Below are 24353 nucleotides of genomic sequence, written 5' to 3' on the forward strand. Positions count from 1 at the left end.
ATTACACCGCAAAAGCGCCTTGCTGAATAGCCTTATTTGAACTTCACCGCGGTACCACTGACGCTCACCATCATCATGCTGCCGCCACTGCCAATCACTTCGTAATCAATGTCGATGCCGACGATGCCATCGGCACCCAGCTCACGTGCCCGCTCTTCCATTTCAGCAAAGGCTATCTCACGAGCTCGGCCCATCTCTCTTTCATAAGCACCAGATCGGCCACCGACGACATCTCGAATTGCGCCGAACATATCTTTAAAAATGTTTGCCCCTAAGATAGCTTCACCGACCACAACGCCCAAATAATCTTGTACAGGTCGGCCTTCAACTACTGAAGTCGTTGTTTTAATCATAATCTTTCTCCTTTTGAATCACTGTTATCCATATTAGCAGTGGGTTTAGTCAAACACTGCGCTCACAAACTAATCTTGCTACAAGGTTAACTTCGGCTGAATAAAGTCGATAAACGCGGAGATTCGCCGTGCCACTGCTGAAGATTTGTAGTACACAGCACTCACCTGCTCTCGACCGGTATCAAGACGCTTGGCATCATCAAGCAAAGATACCAGCCTACCTTGTTTAATATCTTCGCGAACCATAAAGCCAGACAAACAGGCAATACCATTAGATGCCAATGCCAACTGCCGAACCGTTTCACCATTACTCGACGTGATATCTGGCTCTATGGCATCAACTCCTTTTAGCGGCCATTGGTTAAGCACTTTAGGTGATGTAAAACCTATCAATTGATGCGACTGTAATTCTGACGTTGTGCGGGGCGCACCAGAAGATTCCAGATACTGGGGAGAAGCTACGATGAAGAGCTCACTTTTACCTAGTGGACGTGCATGCAATGTTGAATCTTTTAGTTGTCCGATACGGATAGCGACATCGGTGCGCTGCTCGAGCAAATCAACAAAACCTTCGTTAGAGGTTATTTCCAACTCAATCTCTGGATAAGTATCTTTGAATGACTGTATCAGCGGTACAAGCTGATGGAAAACAAATGGACTGGCGGCATCCACTCGTAACTTGCCTCTTGGACGTTCGCTTCCAGAAATCAGATCTTCTTCAGCCTGATGAATAATGTGAAGGCCCTTACGCACAGAGTCAACAAAAGTCCGACCTTCTTGGGTTAACTCTACCCGCCTTGTTGTTCGGTTCAATATTGAAACACCCAGCTGTTTCTCCACCTTGCTTACCGCACGTGAAATTCTGGCAACTTGTATGTTTAACATTTCAGCTGCCGCTGAAAACCCGCCGCTATCGACAACCGCGAGTAGCATTTCTAACTCATCTGAACGTGTGCGCATGTCTTCGTCCATTAAATTCAATTACCTTTATTTATAGCAAAAGTAATTTGATAAAATCACCATTTTTAACAAATAAAAGATTTTCAATAATGGCGGCCACGACATCATTATTGGAATTTATTATGCCAATTGCACTTTTTGCTTTAACCCTTAGTGCCTTTGCTATCGGCACTACTGAGTTTGTTATCGTCGGATTGATTCCGACTATGGCAAGCGACCTTGCAGTATCCCTACCTTCCGCTGGCTTATTGGTTAGCCTATATGCGCTTGGCGTGGCAATTGGAGCTCCCGTCATAACTGCGCTTACTGGCAACTGGCCAAGAAAAAAGGTCCTATTGTCCGTCATGAGCTTGTTTGTTTTAGGGAATGTACTCGCGTGGCAAGCTCCGAGTTATGAAACTCTGATCATCGCTCGCATCCTGACCGGACTGGCTCATGGTGTTTTCTTTTCCATCGGTTCTACTGTTGCTACAGGACTGGTCAGCAAAGAAAAAGCCGCCAGCGCTATCGCGATCATGTTTACAGGCCTTACCGTTGCTTTGGTCACCGGTGTTCCTCTTGGCACCTATATCGGGCAAGCATTTGGATGGCAGGCGACATTTCTCACCGTGGCTATTCTTGGCGTCATTGCCTTGCTTGGCAGTGCCCTGTTAATCCCTGCCAACCTCAAACAGCCACCAGCAACCAAAATTTCAGCCCAGCTAAAGGTTCTTACCGAACCTAGGTTGCTACTGGTTTATGCGATTACGGCACTTGGATATGGAGGAACTTTTACTGCTTTCACTTATCTCGCCCCTATACTGGAAAACGTTTCTGGATTTAGCTCTGGGACCATAGGGTTAATCATGTTGGTGTATGGTGTTTCCGTTGCCATTGGCAATATCTGGGGAGGCAAAATGGCCGATAAACTTGGCCCTATTAAAGCACTTACCGCCATTTTTATTGGTCTTACGATTATACTGTTTGTCTTCAACCTTGCGGCTTATCATCCTGTTAGTGCTGTTATTACGATTCTAATCTGGGGGGCATTCGCCTTTGGTAACGTCCCTGGGTTGCAAGTTTACGTGGTGAATCTGGCAGAAAAGCATACGCCTGATGCGGTTGATGTCGCCTCTGGACTTAACATAGCGGCGTTTAACGTCGGCATCGCTTTAGGCTCATGGGGAGGAGGATTAATCGTTGCAAAGCATGGCCTAATGAATACACCTTGGGTCGGCGCTTTGATTGTCATCATTGCCCTACTTCTCACCCAATTCAGCGGTTTGCTCGATAAGCGTGAAGCAACATGTCAGGGCGCAGAAGTAAACTAAAGTCGCTGATCAATTACTTCAATTTTAGAGTGCTGCTCTTGGCAGCACTCACATCGACGTCTAGCTGTGCGCTGCTGCTGGTTTCGCTGATCTTGATATCCGAGACAGATAGCTCAAACTCATTCGACTCTGGAGCATCACTACAGCCAGACAATGCAAAAACGGCAAGCGCTACGACAACACCGTGTACGACTTTCCTTATCATGAGTTACCTCCGTTCCGTTGTGGTATCGCAACTCGCCAGCCCCGTAGGACACTGTTTGAATTGATAGGTGATGACCAGATGTGTATCACCCGAGCTCAATTGCAAAGGAGTGGATAGAGTGAATTCAAGCTGACCGTCATCTTGAAGGTAGATACCACTGGCAAGCAGGGTATCACCCTCGCCATTGGCATCGGTATCTTGATAAAGCGCAACTAGACTTAAATCAGTTTGCTCATTCAGATCACCCGATGAAGATATTTGTAAGCTATCCAATTGGGCTCCTGCCAAACTGGCAGTCACTTTCAAGCGTAATACCACTTGTTCTTGGTCGTTACGACTGAAGGTATTGGCGTTATTACTAACCACCGCAATGCTGACTTCTGGCGTCGTCGAAGCAACAGCGATACCACCAGGGTCACTGACAATACCATTGACCTTACCATCGGCATCATTAGGGCCACCATCTTCAATCGTGAGCTGAATACAGTCATCCCCTTGATTCAAAACGCTTTTAAAGCTGACATTGCCCGGCGCGGGGCAATCGTCACTCACGCTCGCCGTACTGGCAAGCGCATTGTTTGCATCCTCAACAAACGTAAACCACCCTTTTGACTCAATGTACTTACGATAAATCGCGTTGGCGGGAATAGCAGAACTCAGTCGCAGTACAATCTGCGCGGAAGCGGCCAGTCGAAGTTGTTGCACTTCAAAGTCAAACAAGCCGCTTGGATACTGATAATCCCCATCCTGCTGCTGCTCACTGAGATTGTAATGATCAACAATGTTATCCATGGAAACACCTATAAAATCTTGACCATTCACGTAAGGAACATCGCCCAGAACAAACAACAAGCCAGTCTCGGTGTAAGCCAAATGGTGGACAGAATCTGAATAAATTTGTGATGAGCTTGAGATAGAGTCAAGGTAATCGGGAATACCATTTCCGGTAGTGTCGAGCGAATACTAATTTCCCTGCTAATAGTGACCGTTGTCCCGACAGGATCGGTCACCACAACACTCAACTCATGGCTACCGACATGTCCTTGAGGATCAAAGCTGAAGGTTTCGCTATTGAGACCTTCACTGGGCTCAAGGTCAACGTCTGTTTGGCTCCAGACAAAACTGTAACCCGCTGTACTGCTAGCGCTGTCCACTTGGGCCCTCAGCACCGCTGTTCCTTGATCTGCAAAAAATATGGAAACTGAACCACTTCCCTGGCTCAAGACAATACGAGAACTCAAAGCCGCATCATCCAAGATATCAAAACTGACGTTCACATCATTCGCTGCTTCATAGTTGGTATCTCCTGACTGGCTCGCGACTATAGTACATGTGCCTGATGCGACTAGCGTCACCACAGCGTTTGTCACAGTACATATGGCTGATGTTGAGGAGGAATGACGGATAGCCCAGAGGTTGCTGTCGCGCTGATAGCCAGAGTGCTGGCCGATAAAGCTTGAGGGCTGATTGCAGCAAAGTTGATAGTCTGGTTGGTCTTATCGGCATTGTCTCCGATGCCATCTCCATCAGTATCTTTGGTCTCTGAAGCATCCAATGGAAAGGCATCATTAACGTCATCAACACCGTCACCATCATCATCCGTGTCAGTGTTATTCCCGATACCATCCCCGTCAGTATCGAGCGTTTCTGATGCGTCAAGTGGGAATGCATCACTGCTGTCATTCACACCATCGCCATCATCGTCTGTGTCAGCGTTATTACCAGTGCCATCCCCATCGGTATCAAGAGTTTCGGAGGCATCCAGTGGGAAAGCATCACTGCTATCATTGACGCCGTCACCATCGTCATCTGTATCAACAAGATCACTAATACCATCACCATCGGTATCAAGGTCATTAATCAACTTTACGAACAGCGCCTGCTCAGTGGTATCTGTCATCTCTGCATAGCCCGCAATCACGATATCATTGTCACTGTCCAACACCATATCTCTGGTAATGAACCTATCGTTACCCGGGTCGAGTTTGATCTGACCATTGTCACCAAAGTATGTATCTAAGCTCCCGTCACTCTTCAAACGAGCAACATGAAGATCGCCATTTGAATCATAGCCAGAAACAACAACGCGCCCATCGCTGCTTTTCACAAGATCAGCGGTCTGCAGCGTCTGATTGAGTGTCTGTATTCCCCCATCACCAAAGCTTTCAGCAATATCGCCATCCTCATCCATGGCGATGACTTGCGACGCAGAGTTGGCAAAAAGGATTTTGTTGTCTGCAGTGCCTAACATGGCGTAAATGGTACCAAACACGTTGGGGTTAAGGCCTGTTGCTCCTAAATGAACAAAGCTGGTATCGACGCTACCGTCCGTTTTGTTTATTCGAACCAGATAGCGAGAACCATTGTTTTGCTGAAGAATGGTGAACAGGTAGTTAGCCTTTTCGGCAACCGCCACTGATGTTACGGCGAAAAAGCCCGTTGGTCTAACATCCGCAGATCCAGCAGTACCAAAGCTGGTATTCACCGTCAGATCACTTTTAAAGCGAGTGAAATAGATTGTTGAGATGGGCACGCTGCCATTAGTGCTGCCAACCACAAAACCACCATCACTAAGCGGTATTATCCCGATTGGAAACTGAGCAGGTAGAGTATAGATACCAGAAGAAAAGACACTGGTCAGGCTGCCAGTTGAGTCGAGATTCACCAACTTAGCCTCGGAAGAGTTCCCCTCTCGGCCTATCGCCACATAGCTACCATCATTGGCAACGAACACATCGCCGAGAATTTCATTACAGCCAGTTGTACAGGAAGTGGAACTGAATTGAAGCTTGCCGTCACCATCAAAGGCTGTGTTGAGCGTTCCATCTGAGTTGACCGAGATAACCGTGCCAAATTGGCCGCTGAATCCCCCTGCATTATTCTCGTTTTGACCCGCCGCAATAATGCCATCCGTCGACGTGACATCCACAGCATGTTGGTAGGTATAATCTTCATTAGCTTCTGTAGTAGTGACCAACCACCCCTGACTGTTAAAGCTAAGATCCCAGTCCCCCGCATCATTAGTATCCGCATTGTTCCCTGTCCCATCACCATCGACGTCAAAAGATTCACTGGCGTCATTGGCGAAAGCATCCAACTGGTCGATCACACCATCCCCATCGGTATCATTATCGATGTAAAATGACAGTGCGACTCGATTGGCAGGATTATTGTTACTATCACCAGCTTGGTCAGCATAGACCGTACACAGGCCGCTGGTCACAAAGCTCAATGTCGTGCCAGAAACCGCACAGACACTGGTCGTATTGGAGCCAAATGTCACGCTTAAATTTGCAGTAGTCACCGCCGATAATGTTAATGAACTATCAGCTAAATTTTGCGGACCAGGGTTAGGAAAGAGAATACTTTGCGTATCTTTAGCTATCGTGGTGGACTGCGAGACGTCTGGCGCGGGATCGTAAGTGCCATCACCTGCCTGTGAAGCAACAATGGTACAAGTTCCGGTCGCGCCAATCGCAACATAAGGGCCTGAAATGGTACAGACGGAAGGAGTGGAAGAGGCAAAGCTGACCGTCAAACCAGAGGTTGCCGTTGCGCTGATCGCAAAACGCGTATCCCCCGTGTCATAGCTACCCGTCAGCGTAAAATCTATTGTTTGACTGAGCCCTGCCATAGCAAATAGTGGTAAGAAATAAAGGCTAAAGCCAAAGTATCGCCTTTTTCTGCACCTGCCCGTCATTCACTAAATCCCTGTATTATCTGGATACGGAATACATAGCTAATATCTGACTATTAGCTAAGTCGCTTCCCTTCCATGTATGGATATATCTATTAATAATAATCGATAAACAGGGCTAGCATTTAGGCGTACGTTCTTGAAATACCGGAAGAGTTCTTATTCTTTGCTTGGCGATAGAGCACTTGGAATGACTTTAACATTCAACTCATTGGGTAGGTGATCTTTATTGGTGTAAATACGCTCAAAGTGAGCAAGAGGCGCAACCTTGATCGCAGTAGTGCGGTCCCATTTAGTGGCATCAGCTACTAGCCAAGTTTGGCGACTGTTACGTATGATGGATTGAGACAAGTCCGATTCTAACTGCTCGTGCTCCATTGCGAAGTGGCTGCTTGTCACCGATGCACAACCGCATAGGCCGATATCGGCTTCAAAGCCCTCGAAGAAGTGAACTACACTGCTCCCCACCAGATCTTGATGCTCACGGCGAAACAGGCCGCCTGCAAGGTAGACTTCGATGTTCTGATTGGCTTCTAAGATTTTCGCGACTTGCAGGTTATTGGTGACCACGCGCAAAGTAGTTTTCCCCAATAGAAACTGAGCAATGCGTGTAACCGTAGTACCAATACCAATCATCACTGTCGCGCCATCAGGAATCGCTTCCGCGACCGCCATTGCGATGTCATCTTTGGTGGTCGATTCCACCTCTGAGCGAAAGCGATAACTGGTGTTTGTTAAGGTAGCAGGCAAACTGACCCCACCATGAACTCGACGCGCCAGCCCTTGTTCGCACAAGTTGTTTACATCGCGACGAATGGTCTGAGTGGTCACCGAAAACAACTCGGCCAACTGGTCGATCTGAACATCCTGATCCACTTTAAGGGTCGCGAGAATCTGCTTTTGGCGTTGGTTCAGTTCCATAGTTCCTACTAAAATTCGTTTGGCTTATCCGTGATGATGTAATCCACACCCAAATCGTAAAACGCTTGTGCTTTGTCTGGCGAATTCAACGTCCAGATCTTTAACACCAAACCCGCGTTTTTAATCGAGTCCGCAATCTTAGCATCAAGAACTTTGTGATCAATGTGGATGCTGAACAAGTCTAAGTCTTGCAGAGACTCTAGGCTAAAATCATTCCACACTTCACAGATGAACCCACGTCTTACTTCTGGTATCTGCGCTTGGCAAATGACCAGTGCCTCTTTGCTAAAACTCGATAAAAGCAACTTATCCAACGGGTAGTTTTTCTGCTTCACTACCTTAACCACTTGCTCAACCAGAGTGTCGATAGTTTTGTCATCGTAGGTTTTCAACTCAAGATTAAGCGTGAGCCCGAGTTCGACACATTTATCCAAGGCCTCTTCGAGAGTGGGAATGGATATTCCTTCGAACGATGCCCCGAACCAACTCCCTGCATCGAGTGCTTTAAGCGCCTTAGTATCAAGGTCTGATACTTTACCTTTGCCGTTGGTACAACGATCAACCGTCTTATCGTGAATGATAACTGGAACGTTGTCTGCGCTGAGTTGGGTATCGATTTCTACCCATAGGGCACCTGACGTAGCAGCGTGTTCAATACTCACCAAAGTATTCTCTGGTGCTAACGATGCCGCACCGCGATGGCCTGTAATCATAGTGTACTCTCAATGTTCATTTGAAAACCAAGCGACAATAGATTGGTTTTATTACAGTTTTATTATTCATAACGTCCTATACTGTAATTTAGCTGAAAATCGACATTGAAGGCAATGGCTGATGTTGCTAAACAATTGTGAGATCTCATTCAAAAATATGTTCATATTAATAATGAAAATGTTCATATGAGTGTAACAATTCACTCGCATACTCTACAAATATTACATATCACTCTCTAATTTTTATAAAACAGCCATCAATAAGGTACTGACAAATGAAAAAGCTATTAGGTGCGGTAATTACAGCGGCAGCGCTACTTTTAGTAGGTTGTGGTGAATCGAAAAAGCCTGAAGCTGAGGCGACTGCTGATCCAATCAACATCAACATGAGCCTGGTATTTACGCAAAATGAGTTGCTGACTAAGGAGCTCATCAAGGCGACAGACAAAATCCGTGAACGTACTGACGGTTCAGTGAACATCAAAGTATTCCCGGGCGGGCAGTTACCTGTATACAAAGATAACCTAGAGCAGGTTGTGAACGGTGCAAACTGGATCGCGGTCGAAGATTTAACCTACCTAGGTGACTACGTGCCAGACTTCGCGGCGCTTGCCGGACCAATGCTTTACAACACGTACGATGAATACCTAGCAATGATGGACACAGAGTTTGTCGCCGGGCTAAAAGCGAAAGCAGAAGAAAAAGGCATTAAAGTACTGAATGCAGATTACATGTTCGGCTTCCGCCACATGATCACCAACAAAGAGATCGTGAACTCTGCAGATATGAAAGGCATGCGTATTCGCGTACCACAGAGCCAACTGTTCATTAGCACGCTATCTGCGATGGGCGCAGCACCAGCTTCTCTGCCATTCCCAGAAACTTACGCGGGTGTTCAGCAAGGTGTGGTTGACGGTCTGGAAGGTTCTATTCTGACGATGTACTCGACTAAGATCTATGAAGTCGCGAAGAACATGTCACTCACCAAGCACTTCCTTGGCACAGTCGGCATCTATATTTCTCCCAAGTTATGGGACAAGTTCACTCCAGAGCAGCAGCAAATCATTAACGAAGAGCTGGAAGCGGGCGCGATTTCAAACACCTCTGAGCTGGTCAAGCTAGATACGGAATACACCCAGAAACTGGAAGAACTTGGCGTAACGTTTAACGAAGTCAACTCTGAAGAGTTCAACCAGTTAACGGCTGATGTCTACAACCAGTTCCCTGAATGGAGCGAAGGCATCCACGCTAAGATCATGCAAGAGCTAGAAACGATTCGTGCGGCTCAATAACTCACAAAACACTAACTAACCTAGATGCGGCTTGACGTTTTTCAAGCCGCATTGTTCGTAAATTATCTATGGTTAGTAGGTAATTTGCCGGAGAAGATTTTTTGTTTTTACTAAGAAATATTGAAGAGATCCTCGCTTCGATTGCTATTTCAATCACAGTACTGGTTGTGATTGTGAACGTGGTTTTACGTTACGGGTTTGGCTTTGTCGTCCCTTGGAGCGAAGAGCTGTCTGTGATCTGCTTTATCTGGGCGGTGTACTTAGGTATCAGCTCTTGTTACAAGCACAAGCTGCATATGGGCGTCGACGTCATGGTCGCTATGCTACCAAGCAAAGCGAAACCTGCATTTAAGCTCGGTGTGTCCGTGTTCTTACTGGCCCTCAATATCTTGATGGCGATTCTGAGCTATCAATACCTGATGCTTTCTAACAAAGTCACGCCTGTAATGGGCCTGTCGTACTTCGCCATTAATGGCGTACTGTTACTTTGTTTTGTTCTTATGGCTATTCACACAGTGAAGTTCATTGTGGATGACGTCGCGTTACTTAAGCGTTCACATAAATAGGTTCTGTCGATGGAAAGCTATCTGCCAATCATCATTCTATTTGTCCTTTTTCTGCTCAATATTCCCATTGCTTTTTCACTGATCGCCTCATCGATGGTCTACTTCTTATTCATCAATGATTCGATTCCCGTGAGCTTAGTTATGCAGCGTTTCATCAGCTCTGCTGAATCTTTCCCGCTGCTAGCGATACCGTTTTTCATTATGGTTGGCTCGGTCATGAACTACGCTGGGATCAGCCGAAGCCTACTGGCCTTTGCCGATTCTATGATTGGCCACAAAACAGGTGGTCTGGCACAGGTTAACGTGGCATTAAGCACTCTAATGGGCGGCATCTCAGGTTCTGCCAACGCTGATGCTGCGATGCAGTCGAAAATACTGGCGCCAGAAATGACCAAACGCGGTTATGACCTACCCTTTACCGCAGCGGTAACCGCAGCTTCTTCAAGCATCAGCCCAGTGATTCCGCCGGGTATCAACCTGATCATTTTTGCGTTGCTCGCCAATGTTTCTGTTCACCAGATGTTTATTGCGGGCTATGTGCCAGCGCTTCTGATGGCGGCTTCCCTGATGCTGACCATCGCATTTATCGCCCGCAAGCGTAAGTACAAGCCGTCTCGTTCGGAGCCTGCAACAGCGAAAGAGCGTTTCCATTACTTCCTGAAAGCTGTGCCTGCATTATTGATTCCTTTCGGCATCATTTTGGGGATGCGCTTTGGTTTGTTTACACCGACAGAGGCAGGTGCGATTGCGGTTCTACTCTGCATCATCATTGGTGCATTTGTGTATCGCGAGCTTGGCTTTAAGCATATTCCAATGATCATGCGTGAAACGGTTCAAGGTACCAGTAGCGTCATGTTCATCATTATTGGTGCCATGGTGTTTGGCTACTACATGACGCTGGAACAAATCCCACACAATGTGGCCTCAGCGCTGATTGAACTGACAGACAACAAACTGGTATTGCTGCTACTCATTAACGCTCTGTTGTTAGTTGTTGGGATGTTTATTGAAGGTGGCGCGGCGATGATCATCCTCACGCCATTGCTACTGCCAGCCGTACTGAACTTGGGCGTCAACCCAGTTCACTTCGGCATCATTGTCATTGTAAATATCATGATTGGGGGTGTGACACCGCCATTTGGTTCAATGATGTTCACCGTATGTTCCATTCTAAAGGTACGTATGGTTGATTTTGTACGAGAAGTGGCGCCACTACTGTTGGCGCTACTGACGGTGTTGATGCTGCTGACTTTCTCAGAAAGCTTAGTGATGTTTTTGCCGAATTTACTTTAACACGATGTATTGAAAGAATTTTGAGGTGTAGAAATGAATTCGGTAACGAATGATTTAAACCAAAACTGGAAACAGGTCGACTGGGTACTGACTGATGTCGATGACACCCTGACTTGGGAAGGCCGTTTGCCACCAGAGACCTTAATCGCGCTACAAAAATTAAGAGACTCAGGTAAGAAGGTAGTCGCTGTAACTGGCGCTTGTGCGGGTTGGTGTGACCATATTGCCCAGCTTTGGCCTGTGGATGCCGTATTAGGTGAAAACGGTGCGTTTATTATGGAAAAGAAGGATGGCTATCTTACCCTACGCTCTGGTGTTCCGTTGGAAGCTATCCGCGACGACCAGACAAAGCTAAAAGCGCAGGTTGAAGACATCCTACGTGACTACCCAGATTTGTCACTGACACTGGATCAGTCCTATCGCTTGTGTGAAGTGGCGATTGATATCGGCCAGAACCGCCCCCGTGTAGACGAAGCCATGATCGAAGAAATTGTCGCTAAAATTCATGCTTTAGGTGCCCACGCCACCGCCAGCTCGATTCACATTAATGCATGGTATGGCGAGCACTCGAAAAAAGCGACAGCCACAGCATTCCTTACCGAGAAAGGCCTGTCTAGCCAAGAGATCACAACGCGCGCCTGTTATGTCGGTGACTCAATGAACGACCAGCACATGTTTGAAATTATGCCAAACAGTGTTGGGGTCGCGAATATTAAACACTATTGGGATCGATTGGCGTTTCATCCTTCGGTCCTAATGACGGAGCCAGGTGGCTACGGTTTTGCCGAATTCACACAAAAGCTGCTCGCCATAAAATAGTCAAACATAGGCAGCTAAATGAACAAAAAGCGCTGACCTTGTGTCAGCGCTTTTTTAATTCTATCCAGACCAGTTAAATCCGCGCGGTTCTCAGGTGCTCTTTACAGCTCCTGCATCAGTTGGATGTAGTTACCACAAGTATCGTCCAGCACCGCAATCATAACGGGCCCTGCCTCTCGGGGGGCTATTGAAAACTGGACACCTAAATCCACTAGCCTTTGGTGTTCTTTATTAATGTCTTCCACAGCAAATGAAGTCCAAGGTATTCCCGCTTCCTTTAATGCGTTTTGATACTGCTTCGCGGGCGCAAAAGCCATAGGCTCTAACAACAGCTCAACACCTGACTGCTCATGTGGAGACACAACAGTCAACCATTTATGCTCACCTAAAGGTACTTCTGTTTTTTTGATAAACCCTAAGATATTGGTATAGAAATCCAATGCTTTTTCCTGATCATCAACAGGAACACTCGTTAGACAAATTTTGATCACTTATATAGTCCTTTTCAGTGATGGGATAAGTACAAGATAGCCAAAACACCGAACAAAAACTTATTCCAGATTGCTTTTATGACGTTTTTGAAAATCTCTAGGGGAATAGCCCGTGCATTTTTTAAACACGCTAGAGAAAGTCGTTAAGCTTTCATAGCCAACCGAAAAACACGTATCCGTCATTGAGTGGCCTTCTCTAAGCAAAGTTTTAGCTCTCGAAATCCGCATATCTCTTAGATAGCTTCGAGGGGTAACACCATAGATTTGCTTGAAGATCCGCACGTAGTGAAAGCGCGACATAAGCGCCGCTTTAGCCAAATCATTTAAGTCTATTTTTTCGAAATAGTGTTGCTCCATGAACACTTTGGACTGCCTAACCAACGCGTACTGTTTGGGTCTCAGCGGTAACTCGCTATACAGGCGCTCAAGCTCTTGTTCATAGAATGTCTTCGGCATAATTCCTGCGCATCAGAAGAGAAACATACGTTGATTTTAACACGCTAAGTTCAGCGGCCAGGTAGCCAATACTCACATCGATGGAGAGAAACGCTTGTTGTGTCTGAGCGGTTCAACAAGAACTGAATACGGGTCTTTCAGTCGTTGATACAAAAAGAGAGAGACTTCTCCCTCTCTAACAATCGTACTTATTGATGCGCGCTTACCAAACGTTTATGAAGGACATCCTTCATCACTGCGCGATCATGTTTCATCTTATGCATTTCTTCATCGCTGAGTGGAGAATCCATCAGTTCAAGCTTGCGGATTTCTTTATCCAACGAGTCATAGGACTTCATCTCAGACAGAAAACTGTCATCCATTTTGGCCAATGCACGAATGGTATCTTTGTATTGCGGGAATTCGCTTAATAGAGAGTGTTCTTCACCTAGCATAACAACCCCTTTGTTCATCTTGGTGGATTTTACTGGTTAAATTTCATACAAACATAGCACCATTATGTGTCCATATTTGAGATCCAAATCGACAACTTCACTCTGAGATCTAATTCTGACGAATTCTTAACTTTTCCTTCTTAAACCCTTTGTTCATCGGTCGCGCCGAAAATTCCCTGACTCTGCCCAATTAGTCACACCTCGATTCCAGTAGCGTTTGTAGGGATCAATCAAACCAGAATACATGGAGTCAAACATGAAAGAACTCACCCTATCCTCGTCGGTTGGAATTGGCGCGGACAACACACCTGATGATGTGCTCAACGTGCAAAAAGCCCTTAATCAATTGAGCGACAAAATTGGCTTGAGCACACCACTGAAAGAAGATGGCATCATCAGCTCAGAGCTTGGCCAATCGCCAACATGTCAGGCAATCGCCACTATGCAGAAAACTATTCTGGGTTTTCATAATCCTGATAGCCGAATCGATGCTAATGGTAAAAGCCACCGCACACTCAACAAAGAACTGAGCGCAGGTCAAAGTGCGCTGAGCTCGTTATTCTTGCCAGCGATTGAACCTATCAAAGGACTGACTGACGATGACTACAATGATGCAGCTGACTCCCTTGGCTGTGAAGTTGCCGCGATTAAAGCCGTCTCAGATGTTGAATCATCAGGCAGTGGTTTCTTTGAGTCTGGCGCGCCTTGCATCTTGTTCGAAGCGCACCAGTTCTCCAAATACAGTGGCCATCAATTTGATGACTCACACCCTAATATTTCTTCCCCAAAATGGGATCGCTCACTCTATGTAGGTGGTGAAAAAGAGTATGACCGCCTGAAACAAGCTATCGACTTGGATAGAACCGCCGCTCTGAAATCTGCTTCCTTCGGCCGTTACCAAATCATGGGCTTTAACCATCAGGCTGCGGGTTATGACGATGTCGAAACCTTCGTTCGCGACATGTTCTTTGCTGAGCGTCACCACCTGATGGCTTTTGTGAATTTCATCAAATCAAACTCAAAACTGCACGAGGCAATTCAAGCACTCGACTGGCCGACCTTCGCCCGTTACTACAACGGCCCTGGCTACGCTGAAAACCGCTATGACGAAAGACTGGAGTCCGCCTACCAGACTCACTCAGCTTAAACGGCTTGCGCAGGGCGACCTGCGCAGCATTCATTCAGGCGAAGAAAGGAGTCTATTCATGAACAACGTCCAATCTACAACTATCGCCCAATCCTACGACGATTATTATCGCATCGGCCTGTATACCTCTCGCTATCCAAAAGCCAATATCCGAGTTCTCAACACGCTCTTTCAGCACGCGCAATTTCTCGCTCAGGACTCATTAGCACTGGACTATGGGTGCGGAAACGGCCGCTATAGCTATCCGATACTCAAACAGACTAACTTGCACCTCTATGGCTTCGATATCAGTGAAATCGCCGTCCAACAAGCGAAGCAAACAACACAACAATTCTCTGAGCGCGTCGACTGGTTCAGTGACCAAAATCAGCTTCATCAACACGTTGAAGACCGAGATGAGAAGTTCCAGCTAGGCATGCTTCTTTTCGGTGTCATGAGCCATATCCGAGAACAGAAAGAACGCGCTAAGCTACTGAAATGGTTTCACAAACACATGAAACCCGATGGGTCGCTGATCTTATCCGTGCCCAATCGACGACGGCGTTTTCTCACACTGCAATGGCGACAAAGAAATCAACAGAACTTGCCCGGAGATATTCAGTACCAACGCTTTCAATCAGGCCGAAAAATCCCTCTTTTTTATCATCTTTACACTGTAAACGAGATCAGAGCAGAGCTGATTGAAGCGGGGTTTGACATCGAAAAAGTCACTGCAGAAAGCATTTTTCCAGAGCGTTTTGTCATTCAGAACTCCGCCATGGCCTTTTTAGATAACCTACTGTGTAATCTTTTACCCGCTTCGCTGGGTTACGGCCTACTGGTGGTCGCAAGGAGGCGTGCATGATTCGTTTCTTTACCCTCCTTATAAGTTGTTGCCTATTGTTACCCAGCGTTCAAGCGCAAGATCTGCTGAGCAAAATTAAACAATCTGGACGGATTGTTATCGGCGTTAAAGCCGATTACCCACCTTGGGGAATGCTGGACAGCAACAATCAACCTGCTGGTTTTGAACCCGATTTGGCGCAAATGATCGGCCATGCGCTCAATGCAGAAGTGGAATTCAAAACCGTCACCAGTGCCAACCGTTTTCAAAAGCTTAACGAAGGGCAAGTAGACATGTTGATTGCAACGGTCGGTGACTCCATGCAACGTCGACAGCGTGTCCGTATGATCACGCCTCACTATTTTCGCAGTGGTGTCACCGCCCTGACTCACAAATCGAACAGCGTCGAAAAATGGACTGACTTAATCGGCAAGCCGGTCTGCCTGACCGCTGGGGCATATTTCAATAAATCGCTGGTACAGAACTATCGCATCAAACCAATCATTCTGATGAGTAATAGAGATTCAAAACTGGCGCTATTGACCAACAAATGTCAGGCATGGGCCTACGACAGCGGCATTCTGTTCCACTTGTCGAATCAGAAAGAGTGGAGTGATTACAGCGTTGATGTAGAGACCATTATGCCAATCCACTGGTCGATGGTGACTCGCAAAGATACGGCATCGCAGTCTTTAGCAAACTGGTTATCTCGTTTTATCGCGAGCCGCATCAGAGATGGTCGTCTGAAGAGTCTCGCCCAACAATGGCAGCTGCCAGAACAGGATTACCTTGCTCAGCAGCACAAAAACTGGAACTCAATGGATGAGAATGGCGATGCCGTGTGTCAGGCAGATAGCGACAAGGTCAGCAAGAAAAAGCTCTGCTTTGATACCGTCATATCACTAGGGCAACAAGGGGACCAACAGTTTTGGCCTTTTGACCAGTTCGATACAGAGCGACTTATTCAATCGATGCTTCACACTGCTCTGTTTACTGTGATTTCAATCCTAACCGCCATCGCGCTGGCGTTAGGCTTTACTCACATGACGACGAGTTCCAAACACTGGGTCGCAAAACCCATCGCGTTTCTCACTCATCTACAAAGTTCGATTCCTCCCATTTTGATGCTCTACCTGATTTACTTCGGTGCGCTGTCTTTCTGGAACGAGCACGGTCAGCACTGGCTATTAAGCGGAGCCAGTGTTGCCTGGCTGGTACTGGCGCTGTACACCGCCTCTGGTATCAACAACCTAGTCACCGCAGATGTTACGTCACCGCTTTCCTTAACTCAGCGCTATCTTCATCACAGTGCTGGGGTCAAAGCTAACTTGGTCAATCTCGCTAAAGCTGCCGGTATGGCGAGTGTTATTGCTTCGCCCAATGCGGTTCTGGTGGTCAACACCTTAGTCTCCAGTTCAGGCTACCCCGTTCTGCTCATGACACTTCTGGCTCTGTTTTACTACCTTGAAGTACTGCTGTTTGCCTATCTCGTCGGCAAGCTGTTCACCCGCTATTCCGATTATCTGAAAAGACAAACATCGCCCGACATCAACAACAAAGGAGCGTTGCAATGATTTTATCGGACATGACTTTATGGCTGTCGCTTACCTACTCCTTCAGCCTCAATATTCTTATTGCTATATCAGCGATGACGATAGGTTTTCCTGTCGGAGCTCTGCTGAGTCGCGGAACCAATCACACTCAAACACCAATCAAGTGGCTGGCGAAAGGGGCTCAGTCTTTACTTTGTAATGTCCCCAGTTTCGTGATGCTGTTTTATCTTGCGCTGATCGTCCCCTCACGCTGGGAAATGATGGGCTTTGAAATGTACGTACCCGCACTAGGTAAAGCCATTATCGCTCTGGCGATCCCTGTCATGGGTTACAGCTGTGATTTGGCCACACAAAAACGTACCAGCGGTAAGTCCTTCTCGCTATCAGCAGTGAATCAGTTCTTTCTAGTTATCTTAATGGCCTCCACCACAGCATCAGCCATCGGTGTGGATGAAATACTGGCAACGGCAAACTCATACATTGCGTCTTCTGGCCAAGCCGATGCGATATTGCCGATTTACACCATGGTGGCTTGCTTTTTCATCGTCAGCGGCGCTTTGTGTCAGAGCTTTTTGAAGACCTTTATCACGCTCACCGAAAAGCGCCAAAATCGGCATATTGAAGCGAGGGACGAATCATGATCAAACCTTCCGAACTTCAGTATTACCATTTGCGCTGGATTGCAGCGCTTATCTGGTCTGTTGCGGCCTTTATCACCATTACGCTTTACCAGTTACACGCAGATATTGATACTGATATCCGCCATCACTTGGTCGAACAAAGCCAAGCGGCTACTCGGGCCATCAACAAGCGCTTGGCGGAGTTATCGCAGAAAACGGAACTGTTAGCGGCCGCAATCAACCAAAAGCAACGTGATGATAAAGAATTGCGCCACTTGATCACTCAGTCAGTGATGACAACCCAAGGGGCGCACCGAGGCGGTGTGGCCTTTCGTAAAAATCGTTATTCGGATCCTGCTAATCCTTTGTACTCACCCTACTTTCAGAAGAACGGAGACAATCGCCAAAGCCAGCAGATTTCGGAACGTTACGACTACACCTTGCCAGACAGGATGAACAACGGTCCACGGACTTTTTGGTTTCATCAGCCAATGTCAAAAGGCAGTATGTGGATGGAACCGTATTTCGGCACCACGGCCAATACCTGGCTGGCTGAATTCATCGTACCCTTTGAGTCCAATTATGACGGGCAAATGAACAATGGCTTTGACGGTATCGTCTTCCTCAACTTCTCGCTCAATAGCCTGACCAAGCAAGTCTTGAATCTAGATCTTGGTAGCCAAGGCTTTGGCATGCTGATTTCACGCACAGGTCAGATATTGGCCTACCCGAACAAGTCGGTTCTTGGCAAAGACATATACAGCTTAGACCCTGCCGAGTACCCGCTGCTTGCTTCTATCTCGGAGCAGCTGACTAAGGGGGATCTATCCACTTTTTCTCATCCGGTCACTGGTCGTGAGGAGTGGATGGTACTGAGTAATATCGAAGGACTCGACGCTCAGCTTGGACTCATTATTGATGCAGATGAGCTCAGGACATCAACCACGTCTCATGCTGGGTATCACGACCTGATTTGGTTTCTCAGTATTGCTGGTTTAATCATTTTTGTCGCTTCGCTGCGTTTTCCCGATGCGTCGCGCGCCAAATTAAGACGCCTGTTTACTGTATTATCACTGTGCCTATTGTCATACCTGCTCCTGCTTTGGTATCAGGCTTTAGCACCCAAGCCTCTGAGCAAAGGCGAAGCTCTGCTGGTCAATGAAGAAAGCGCGTACCTCGCTTGGCAAGCCCAATATCCACCGGGTAAAAAAGCCTCTTCGGAGCACATTCATCAAATAAACTTAACCGTTGAGTCACTTGATTTGGTCGAGGCGGATCAGGTCAGTATTGTCGGTAAAATCATCACCTCAGATCAGGCAACCGATGAGCCACCACTGCACATAAATAATTCCCTGAATACCTCTTGGTCTCTGATTCGGGAGAGCGAAGGATTCCAGCTGTGGCAGTTTGTCGCTCTCATCAAACAGCCTTTTGATTACGAGTCTTTTCCGTTCGATCGTGAAGTCATTGAGCTGACAATGATTCCTAGGCCAGACTCAGGCTACCTAATGCTGGTACCCGAGTTTGACAGCTACCCTTCCATGCGGCCCGAGGACTTACCCGGTATCAGAATGGCTGAACATGATTTTGGCAGTTGGAAACTATTACAAAGTTACTTTAGTTATCAAACTGACAAGCTCTACAATGGCCATCAAACCGTCAATTTGAAGTACAACATGGTCATACAAAGGAGTATTACAGGACCTTTAATAAGCCATATCATGCCGCTGCTGGTCGTGAGCTTTCTTACTTATTGTATGTTGCTTCTTTGGACCAAAGACGAAAAGCAGCAAGCGCTGTGGGGCTTTAATACTGCCACCGTTCTCCAATATTGTGCCTCGTTATTTTTCATCTTGGTCATTGCGCATGTCGCACTTCGTGAGGAGCTGAATGCTCAGGGTGTTATCTTTATCGAGTACTTCTATTTCCTCGCTTACCTGCAGATTATTTTCACCTCCATTGGCGCTCTGGCGTACACCACGGAGATGAAAATTCACGCGTTGGAATATCAGCAAGGGCTGAGGGTTAAACAGTGGTACTGGCCACTACTCCTCATGCTTTCGCTGATTATTACCCTGCTGTTTATCGAAAAATAACCGAGCGTCGATTAGCGGCAATTCTGGTCAGAAATCCCCGAGTATCTTTCGGGGATTTCGCTACATTGGACACGTTAAATGCCTCAATCAACAAGGAGTGACACGTGTCAGTGAATACCCAATACATTCAGCAGGAAGTGCTTAAGATCCTCAACCAAATAGCGTTACCAGAAAAGCTATCTAAAGAGGAGATGGACGAGTGTTGGCAACAACTTAACCAGCTTCAAGTGCTGAGTCAGGTAGAGATTTCATCTCTAGACTTTAAAGGGACCACCTCACCTCTGGATGAGTCGATCACGATTCGAAATCGCGGCGATATGACTGCAGACATTAGTGGTTGGCATATACAGGCAGGTTCGCCAGATCAGCAATATATCTTCCCAGAACATACCTTCCTGTCGCCGTTTGAGTACATCAAAATTGATACATCAGGTAAGTCGGAGCACAGTTTTGGTTCCAATCAGCCAGTGTGGAATAACCGAGGCGACCTTGGCACTTTGGTCAACCACCACGGCCAGACGGTTTCAAGCTTCATTTATGGCGATAAAGCTCACCCTCATGCCATCATCAGCCACGTCAATTATGACGGTAAAGAGTTTCGCAGCGAAGGCGATGAGTACGTCGAGATTCACAACACATCAGAGTATACAGTCGACCTTAGCCAGTGGCGTTTAGAAGCTCTGCTCAATGACAATTGCTTTGTGTTTCCTGAAGACACTCAGTTAGCGCCGCTCACTTCCTTACGCGTTTTTACCAACAAAGCGTCGCTTGAAGATAACGAATACAGCTTTAACAGCCCCACAGCGCTTTGGAACAACGACGGTGGAGGCTGTAAGCTGATTGATTATCAGGACAGAGAAGTCTCCAGTTACAACTATTAATCAAAGGAGATAGCCGTTGGCGAGTGACTCATTAGTAAAATCGCGGACTCACGAATCGATCCCTGAGTCTGATTTACAACAACTGATCCGTGAAGGTATTCAGTTGCTGCAATACGTTGCTCGCCACGGTGATCTCACTATTGACCCAGAGATTGCCCAGGGAATATATCGCGCCAAATATCGCATTGATACTCGGCACTGGAGCGTAGAAGATGAAACTTTGCTGCTGCAATGTTACGACCGTTTAGCCAAACAGGTGTACCCAGTGACAGTCGAGAGCATCAAAGCCGTTGTGCCCGACACTAAAGATGGCAAGCTTGAATTACCGGGCGCTTCAAGGGTGATCACCTGGTATCGGCGCTACACCGTTTTAACCCTGATTTTCCTGCTCATTGTGCAGATGTACTACTTGTTTGGCTACGCACTGACGCAAAACCTTCTCACCTCTGTGGGGTCAACGGACGCCCTCAATTCTCCTATGCCCCCAGATATGGAGGCCAATTACCAGTTGCTGCGAAACTGGAATCACATCTGGCTAGGTGGACGTAACATACCATTGGATGCCGAAAGGACTGCCAATGAAGACTCACCCGTTGAATATGCCGCTAACCTGATCGCCGCTCAGTCGGTATTGCAAATGCTACAAAACTACATTCTTCCGCTGATGTATGGCCTGCTTGGTGCGTTTATCTTTGTCCTGCGAAGCCTGCTGCAACAGGTGCGTACTCTTACGTATACCGCCAGCAGAGAAGTCGGCTATCGACTGCGCCTCACACTAGGCTGTTTAGCGGGAATGATAACCGGCTGGTTACTCAAGCCGGAAATGGGCGACATGGCACTGTCTCCGATGGCGCTGGCTTTTATCGCAGGCTATAGCATTGAGGTGTTATTTACTTTGCTTGATCGTCTGATTGATGGGATTCGTCGTCAGCCTGACTCTTCTCCTGAGGCTTCTTCAACGGGGCGAGCGCCTGATTAGCCATCGTCGGAGCTTGCTCAACAAACGTTTTGACCAACTTAGCGACCAGTTCGAGAGACTCTTTCTGGAGTGATTCCAGCTTATCCATTCCTTGAAGTACACCGGTGACTTTCTGGTGTACTTTGACCTTCTGCTTCACTTGCTCTGGCGTCATCTTCAGTTTTTGCAATTTCGGCTTATAGGCTTTTTTGACCAGTTTAAGCGCATCGATTAAATCCGACATAGCATTTCCTTGCTGACTCCTCCTGCTTTTAACTTATCACTCAACAAGGAATAATCACGGCCAAATAACCCAATTATTCAGCCAATTAGCCTGAGCTACTCACCCTCTTTCCAAGTCATCATGGAGTGAAACCCGAAAAATAAGGACACACAATGAAAACTCGTTACCTCGGCTGGATCGCCGCCTGTTTGATATTACTGAGTGGCTGTACGTTGCGCTTGGTGGCTCCCTACGATCCTCAAACCGTTCAGCAGGCACAAAGTATCGAACGTGATATCGAATACCTCTACCTGAGCATGCAAGCGCTGCCGGAAAGCGAACGCCTCTACGCGAGATTCACTGAACAGTACCTCAAAATCGATGTGAGCGTGCGTGGATTAGAGCGCAGGCAGGCAAGGCGAGAGCAAAACCAAGAGACCTTAAAGCAGGCTCAAACACTGGTGCAATTCTGGCAGCAGGACATGAAAACCCACCAGCAAAAGCAAACCTTGTCAGACTTTCTCATCAAGCGTCGCTTAGATCAGTACAAACGGCTTATTGATACGTTAATTCGTGGTGAACTCGCCAAACAATAAATCATTCAAGGAGCAGAAAGATGACGGAAAGCATAGATAACATCATTGAACAAATTACTAGCCAAATTGAAGACTCACCAATTAAGAACCTGCTGACCAGTGCGCTGACAGTCACACTGGATAAGCAAAAGGCCACCTTGCAAGAGCTGATAGAGGCTAGAAACAACGGCGACTTAACCAATGAAGATTTTGAGCTAGAGATATTACGTGAAAAGCAAATCGCTGAGGCCGAAATGCTGACGTGGCAAATCAGCGCAAAATCCGAAGTGCAGAAAATCGTCAATAAAACCTTTAGCACACTAGTCGATACGCTGGTGTAACTGTTTCTGGCGGGAGCTTCCCGCCAATCTTGCTCATAAGGGGGAAGCATGGGCAAATATCGACGCCGCAGAGTCGTATGGGTTCCTCGTGGCTACCGACTCAAATCCCGCTATCGCAAAGCTAACAAAACTCAACCGGTAGAAGCGACTGTGCAGGAAGAGTCCGTTATTTCATCGCCAGAAGCATCGGAAAATACACCACCCGTTTCCCAGGCTAACCAAGATTCACCTTCACCAAAAGAACCACTCATGCAAGAGACGGCAGAAGTAACAAGCACGACCAACACCGAAAGCAAACTGGCGGAATTTGACGCTAGCTTTAACCCTTATCAAAGCTATGTGCAGGATCTGGCGCGCTGCCTAACCAGCATGCCTAAAAGTGTGTTTACGGCCAGCTCGGAAGAGGGAGCTGAGGTTTCTAACGATGCCAACCATACAGAAGAACCTGTCGACCATCTAAAAAAGCCATCCGAGCCCGTGCGCCCAAAATCTGGTAGTGAACGCCGCAGGCTCGAGCCAAACGCTTTACCACAAGACGATTCCAAACCAAAAGCCAAGACTCAAACAACCAAAATCAACTGGTCTCAGCCTTCAAGCTATCAGGGCCATTCAAGTTACCCGTATCAATTTAAGTTTGTGGCTAATGGCGCATCGGAACATAAGCAGGAATCTGCAATATCAGCAGAAGCTAAACCAGACTTTCAACACGCTGAAAATAAAAGACAAACAGTGAAGAATTCCGTTCACTCAAAGCCTCAAAGTGCATCTCGACAACCGAATCTTCGCTGGCTCACAGGCGTGCGTTCTTGCATGCGTGCAACGGATCGTCAATAACCCCAAAAGAGTGAACTATTGCACCAAGTATACATAGCCTGAAAAACCTATTCTGCGGAGGTAACTACTCTACAGGAGAAACCAATGAGACAACTACTATTTCGCCTTTGCGAAGCTTCTGACGGACGTACCTTCGCATTCCTGACTGACCAGCCTGATGTTGAAGATTATTTTGATAGCGGCTACAAGGTCGCTTACAAGTATCGAGACGGGCACAAAGGGAAACAACTCCTAGCCCGCTGGCGAAGCTCCTATTCGGTGAAATCACAGAACTACAGTCAGGTTCCAGAGCAAGATGAACTGCCTGAAGGCGTCCAAAACGCGTTTGATACTATGATCTCCAGCCTGATCCCAGGTGTCGATGTCTTCTTCTGCGACTACAACTTAGCCATCGAAGCTGACCTGCCTATTTGCAATCAGGTCATGGATAATTACCGCTCTACAGACTTCGTCCTCTTCTCGTGTGAAGAGCTGATCGGTAACGATCCGAACACCCAGCCTTACATGGTGTCTTATGCAGCCCCTCGCTACCCAGAGTCGGGCAACACAGGCAGCCAGCATCGTATTTATAGTAAAACGGATGGGTTCGCTTTTGCTCAGGCCGTGAATGCCATCGTCAACCAAAGAGATCGTGATGCGTTAAACGGTGGGCATATTCGCTCAGAAGTGGATACCTACATCAGTGAACCTTCCGTCAAAGAGTCCGTCGCAGAACAGGTCATCAACCGCTTTGTCGAAACGCTGCCGCAGTTTAACAGCAACGTGAAAGCCCTTAGCGCGCCCACTGAATAA

28 protein-coding genes are annotated in these 24353 nt (G+C 47.1%); 16 read left to right on the forward strand and 12 right to left on the reverse strand.

The window, feature by feature from the left end:
* Positions 1–32 precede the first annotated feature (32 nt).
* Together FIU99_RS20660 and FIU99_RS20665 are read right to left on the reverse strand one after the other, a co-directional pair.
* A complete protein-coding gene (locus FIU99_RS20660; protein WP_019276990.1) occupies positions 33–353 on the reverse strand; it encodes a heavy metal-binding domain-containing protein in 321 nt (106 codons plus the stop codon).
* A 78-nt stretch (positions 354–431) separates the two neighbouring features.
* A complete protein-coding gene (locus tag FIU99_RS20665) occupies positions 432–1313 on the reverse strand; it encodes a LysR family transcriptional regulator (protein ID WP_039952037.1) in 882 nt (293 codons plus the stop codon).
* Between the two features lie 122 nt (positions 1314–1435).
* Between FIU99_RS20665 and FIU99_RS20670 the strand changes: the two genes are divergently transcribed.
* Positions 1436–2623: an MFS transporter gene (locus FIU99_RS20670; RefSeq protein ID WP_006960176.1), complete on the forward strand. Its 1188-nt coding sequence runs from the start codon at positions 1436–1438 to the stop codon at positions 2621–2623.
* Between the two features lie 13 nt (positions 2624–2636).
* Here FIU99_RS20670 and FIU99_RS20675 read toward each other — a convergent pair whose 3' ends face one another.
* The 6 genes from FIU99_RS20675 to FIU99_RS20700 form a co-directional block, all read right to left on the reverse strand.
* Positions 2637–2828 (reverse strand): hypothetical protein, encoded by a 192-nt coding sequence (locus FIU99_RS20675; protein ID WP_006960174.1) that lies wholly within the window; start codon positions 2826–2828, stop codon positions 2637–2639.
* A 3-nt stretch (positions 2829–2831) separates the two neighbouring features.
* Positions 2832–3620, reverse strand: coding sequence for a choice-of-anchor U domain-containing protein (locus tag FIU99_RS20680; RefSeq protein WP_006960172.1), 789 nt, complete (start codon positions 3618–3620; stop codon positions 2832–2834).
* Positions 3621–3646: 26 nt separating this feature from the next.
* Complete coding sequence (locus tag FIU99_RS20685; RefSeq protein WP_039951871.1) at positions 3647–4198, reverse strand: hypothetical protein; 552 nt, start codon at positions 4196–4198, stop codon at positions 3647–3649.
* Positions 4195–6528: a hypothetical protein gene (locus FIU99_RS27550; protein ID WP_152472526.1), complete on the reverse strand. Its 2334-nt coding sequence runs from the start codon at positions 6526–6528 to the stop codon at positions 4195–4197. The genes FIU99_RS20685 and FIU99_RS27550 overlap by 4 nt, the downstream gene beginning before the upstream one ends.
* Positions 6529–6684: 156 nt before the next feature.
* Positions 6685–7446, reverse strand: coding sequence for a DeoR/GlpR family DNA-binding transcription regulator (locus FIU99_RS20695; protein WP_006960166.1), 762 nt, complete (start codon positions 7444–7446; stop codon positions 6685–6687).
* A gap of 8 nt (positions 7447–7454) precedes the next feature.
* On the reverse strand, positions 7455–8159 hold the full coding sequence (locus tag FIU99_RS20700) for a glycerophosphodiester phosphodiesterase family protein (protein WP_006960164.1): 705 nt from the start codon (positions 8157–8159) through the stop codon (positions 7455–7457).
* Between the two features lie 275 nt (positions 8160–8434).
* Between FIU99_RS20700 and FIU99_RS20705 the strand changes: the two genes are divergently transcribed.
* The 4 genes from FIU99_RS20705 (at position 8435) to FIU99_RS20720 (ending at position 12129) form a co-directional block, all read left to right on the forward strand.
* Positions 8435–9451: a C4-dicarboxylate TRAP transporter substrate-binding protein gene (locus FIU99_RS20705; RefSeq protein ID WP_006960162.1), complete on the forward strand. Its 1017-nt coding sequence runs from the start codon at positions 8435–8437 to the stop codon at positions 9449–9451.
* Positions 9452–9552: 101 nt separating this feature from the next.
* Positions 9553–10017 carry a TRAP transporter small permease gene (locus tag FIU99_RS20710; RefSeq protein ID WP_006960160.1) on the forward strand — a complete coding sequence of 155 codons (465 nt, stop codon included), beginning with the start codon at positions 9553–9555 and terminating at the stop codon, positions 10015–10017.
* A 9-nt stretch (positions 10018–10026) separates the two neighbouring features.
* Positions 10027–11310, forward strand: a complete 1284-nt coding sequence (locus FIU99_RS20715) for a TRAP transporter large permease (protein WP_006960159.1) — start codon at positions 10027–10029, stop codon at positions 11308–11310.
* Between the two features lie 33 nt (positions 11311–11343).
* Positions 11344–12129, forward strand: coding sequence for an HAD-IIB family hydrolase (locus tag FIU99_RS20720; RefSeq protein ID WP_006960157.1), 786 nt, complete (start codon positions 11344–11346; stop codon positions 12127–12129).
* Between the two features lie 101 nt (positions 12130–12230).
* Here the strand turns inward: FIU99_RS20720 and FIU99_RS20725 are convergent, their stop codons facing one another.
* From FIU99_RS20725 to FIU99_RS20735, 3 genes are all read right to left on the reverse strand, one after another.
* Positions 12231–12620: a VOC family protein gene (locus FIU99_RS20725; RefSeq protein WP_006960155.1), complete on the reverse strand. Its 390-nt coding sequence runs from the start codon at positions 12618–12620 to the stop codon at positions 12231–12233.
* Positions 12621–12680: 60 nt separating this feature from the next.
* On the reverse strand, positions 12681–13076 hold the full coding sequence (locus tag FIU99_RS20730) for a helix-turn-helix transcriptional regulator (RefSeq protein ID WP_039951870.1): 396 nt from the start codon (positions 13074–13076) through the stop codon (positions 12681–12683).
* A 188-nt stretch (positions 13077–13264) separates the two neighbouring features.
* Positions 13265–13510: a YdcH family protein gene (locus tag FIU99_RS20735; RefSeq protein WP_152472527.1), complete on the reverse strand. Its 246-nt coding sequence runs from the start codon at positions 13508–13510 to the stop codon at positions 13265–13267.
* 256 nt (positions 13511–13766) lie between these two features.
* Here FIU99_RS20735 and FIU99_RS20740 point away from each other — a divergent pair, with 256 nt between their 5' ends.
* The 7 genes from FIU99_RS20740 (at position 13767) to FIU99_RS20770 (ending at position 21609) form a co-directional block, all read left to right on the forward strand.
* Positions 13767–14657: an N-acetylmuramidase family protein gene (locus tag FIU99_RS20740; protein ID WP_006960150.1), complete on the forward strand. Its 891-nt coding sequence runs from the start codon at positions 13767–13769 to the stop codon at positions 14655–14657.
* A 58-nt stretch (positions 14658–14715) separates the two neighbouring features.
* On the forward strand, positions 14716–15501 hold the full coding sequence (locus FIU99_RS20745) for a bifunctional 2-polyprenyl-6-hydroxyphenol methylase/3-demethylubiquinol 3-O-methyltransferase UbiG (protein WP_006960148.1): 786 nt from the start codon (positions 14716–14718) through the stop codon (positions 15499–15501).
* Positions 15498–17054, forward strand: coding sequence for a transporter substrate-binding domain-containing protein (locus FIU99_RS20750; RefSeq protein WP_006960145.1), 1557 nt, complete (start codon positions 15498–15500; stop codon positions 17052–17054). The genes FIU99_RS20745 and FIU99_RS20750 overlap by 4 nt, the downstream gene beginning before the upstream one ends.
* The gene (locus tag FIU99_RS20755) at positions 17051–17674 is read left to right on the forward strand and encodes a hypothetical protein (protein WP_006960143.1); all 624 of its coding nucleotides are present in this window, start codon (positions 17051–17053) and stop codon (positions 17672–17674) included. The genes FIU99_RS20750 and FIU99_RS20755 overlap by 4 nt, the downstream gene beginning before the upstream one ends.
* Positions 17671–19749, forward strand: a complete 2079-nt coding sequence (locus FIU99_RS20760) for a hypothetical protein (RefSeq protein ID WP_006960142.1) — start codon at positions 17671–17673, stop codon at positions 19747–19749. The genes FIU99_RS20755 and FIU99_RS20760 overlap by 4 nt, the downstream gene beginning before the upstream one ends.
* A 104-nt stretch (positions 19750–19853) precedes the next feature.
* Positions 19854–20630: a lamin tail domain-containing protein gene (locus FIU99_RS20765; RefSeq protein WP_006960140.1), complete on the forward strand. Its 777-nt coding sequence runs from the start codon at positions 19854–19856 to the stop codon at positions 20628–20630.
* A 16-nt stretch (positions 20631–20646) separates the two neighbouring features.
* Entirely contained in the window at positions 20647–21609 is a 963-nt protein-coding gene (locus FIU99_RS20770) for a hypothetical protein (protein ID WP_006960138.1), read from the forward strand.
* Here the strand turns inward: FIU99_RS20770 and FIU99_RS20775 are convergent.
* Positions 21521–21832: a hypothetical protein gene (locus FIU99_RS20775; protein ID WP_039951868.1), complete on the reverse strand. Its 312-nt coding sequence runs from the start codon at positions 21830–21832 to the stop codon at positions 21521–21523. The genes FIU99_RS20770 and FIU99_RS20775 overlap by 89 nt on opposite strands.
* Before the next feature lie 152 nt (positions 21833–21984).
* Here FIU99_RS20775 and FIU99_RS20780 point away from each other — a divergent pair, with 152 nt between their 5' ends.
* The 4 genes from FIU99_RS20780 to FIU99_RS20795 all read left to right on the forward strand — a co-directional run bounded on the left by FIU99_RS20780 (position 21985) and on the right by FIU99_RS20795 (position 24353).
* On the forward strand, positions 21985–22407 hold the full coding sequence (locus FIU99_RS20780; protein WP_006960136.1) for a hypothetical protein: 423 nt from the start codon (positions 21985–21987) through the stop codon (positions 22405–22407).
* 20 nt (positions 22408–22427) lie between these two features.
* Positions 22428–22727: a hypothetical protein gene (locus FIU99_RS20785; protein ID WP_006960134.1), complete on the forward strand. Its 300-nt coding sequence runs from the start codon at positions 22428–22430 to the stop codon at positions 22725–22727.
* A 48-nt stretch (positions 22728–22775) separates the two neighbouring features.
* Positions 22776–23561 (forward strand): hypothetical protein, encoded by a 786-nt coding sequence (locus FIU99_RS20790; RefSeq protein WP_039951866.1) that lies wholly within the window; start codon positions 22776–22778, stop codon positions 23559–23561.
* Between the two features lie 84 nt (positions 23562–23645).
* Entirely contained in the window at positions 23646–24353 is a 708-nt protein-coding gene (locus FIU99_RS20795; RefSeq protein WP_006960128.1) for a hypothetical protein, read from the forward strand.

This window comes from Vibrio sp. THAF64, from assembly GCF_009363455.1.
In the GTDB taxonomy this organism is placed as follows: domain Bacteria; phylum Pseudomonadota; class Gammaproteobacteria; order Enterobacterales; family Vibrionaceae; genus Vibrio; species Vibrio coralliilyticus.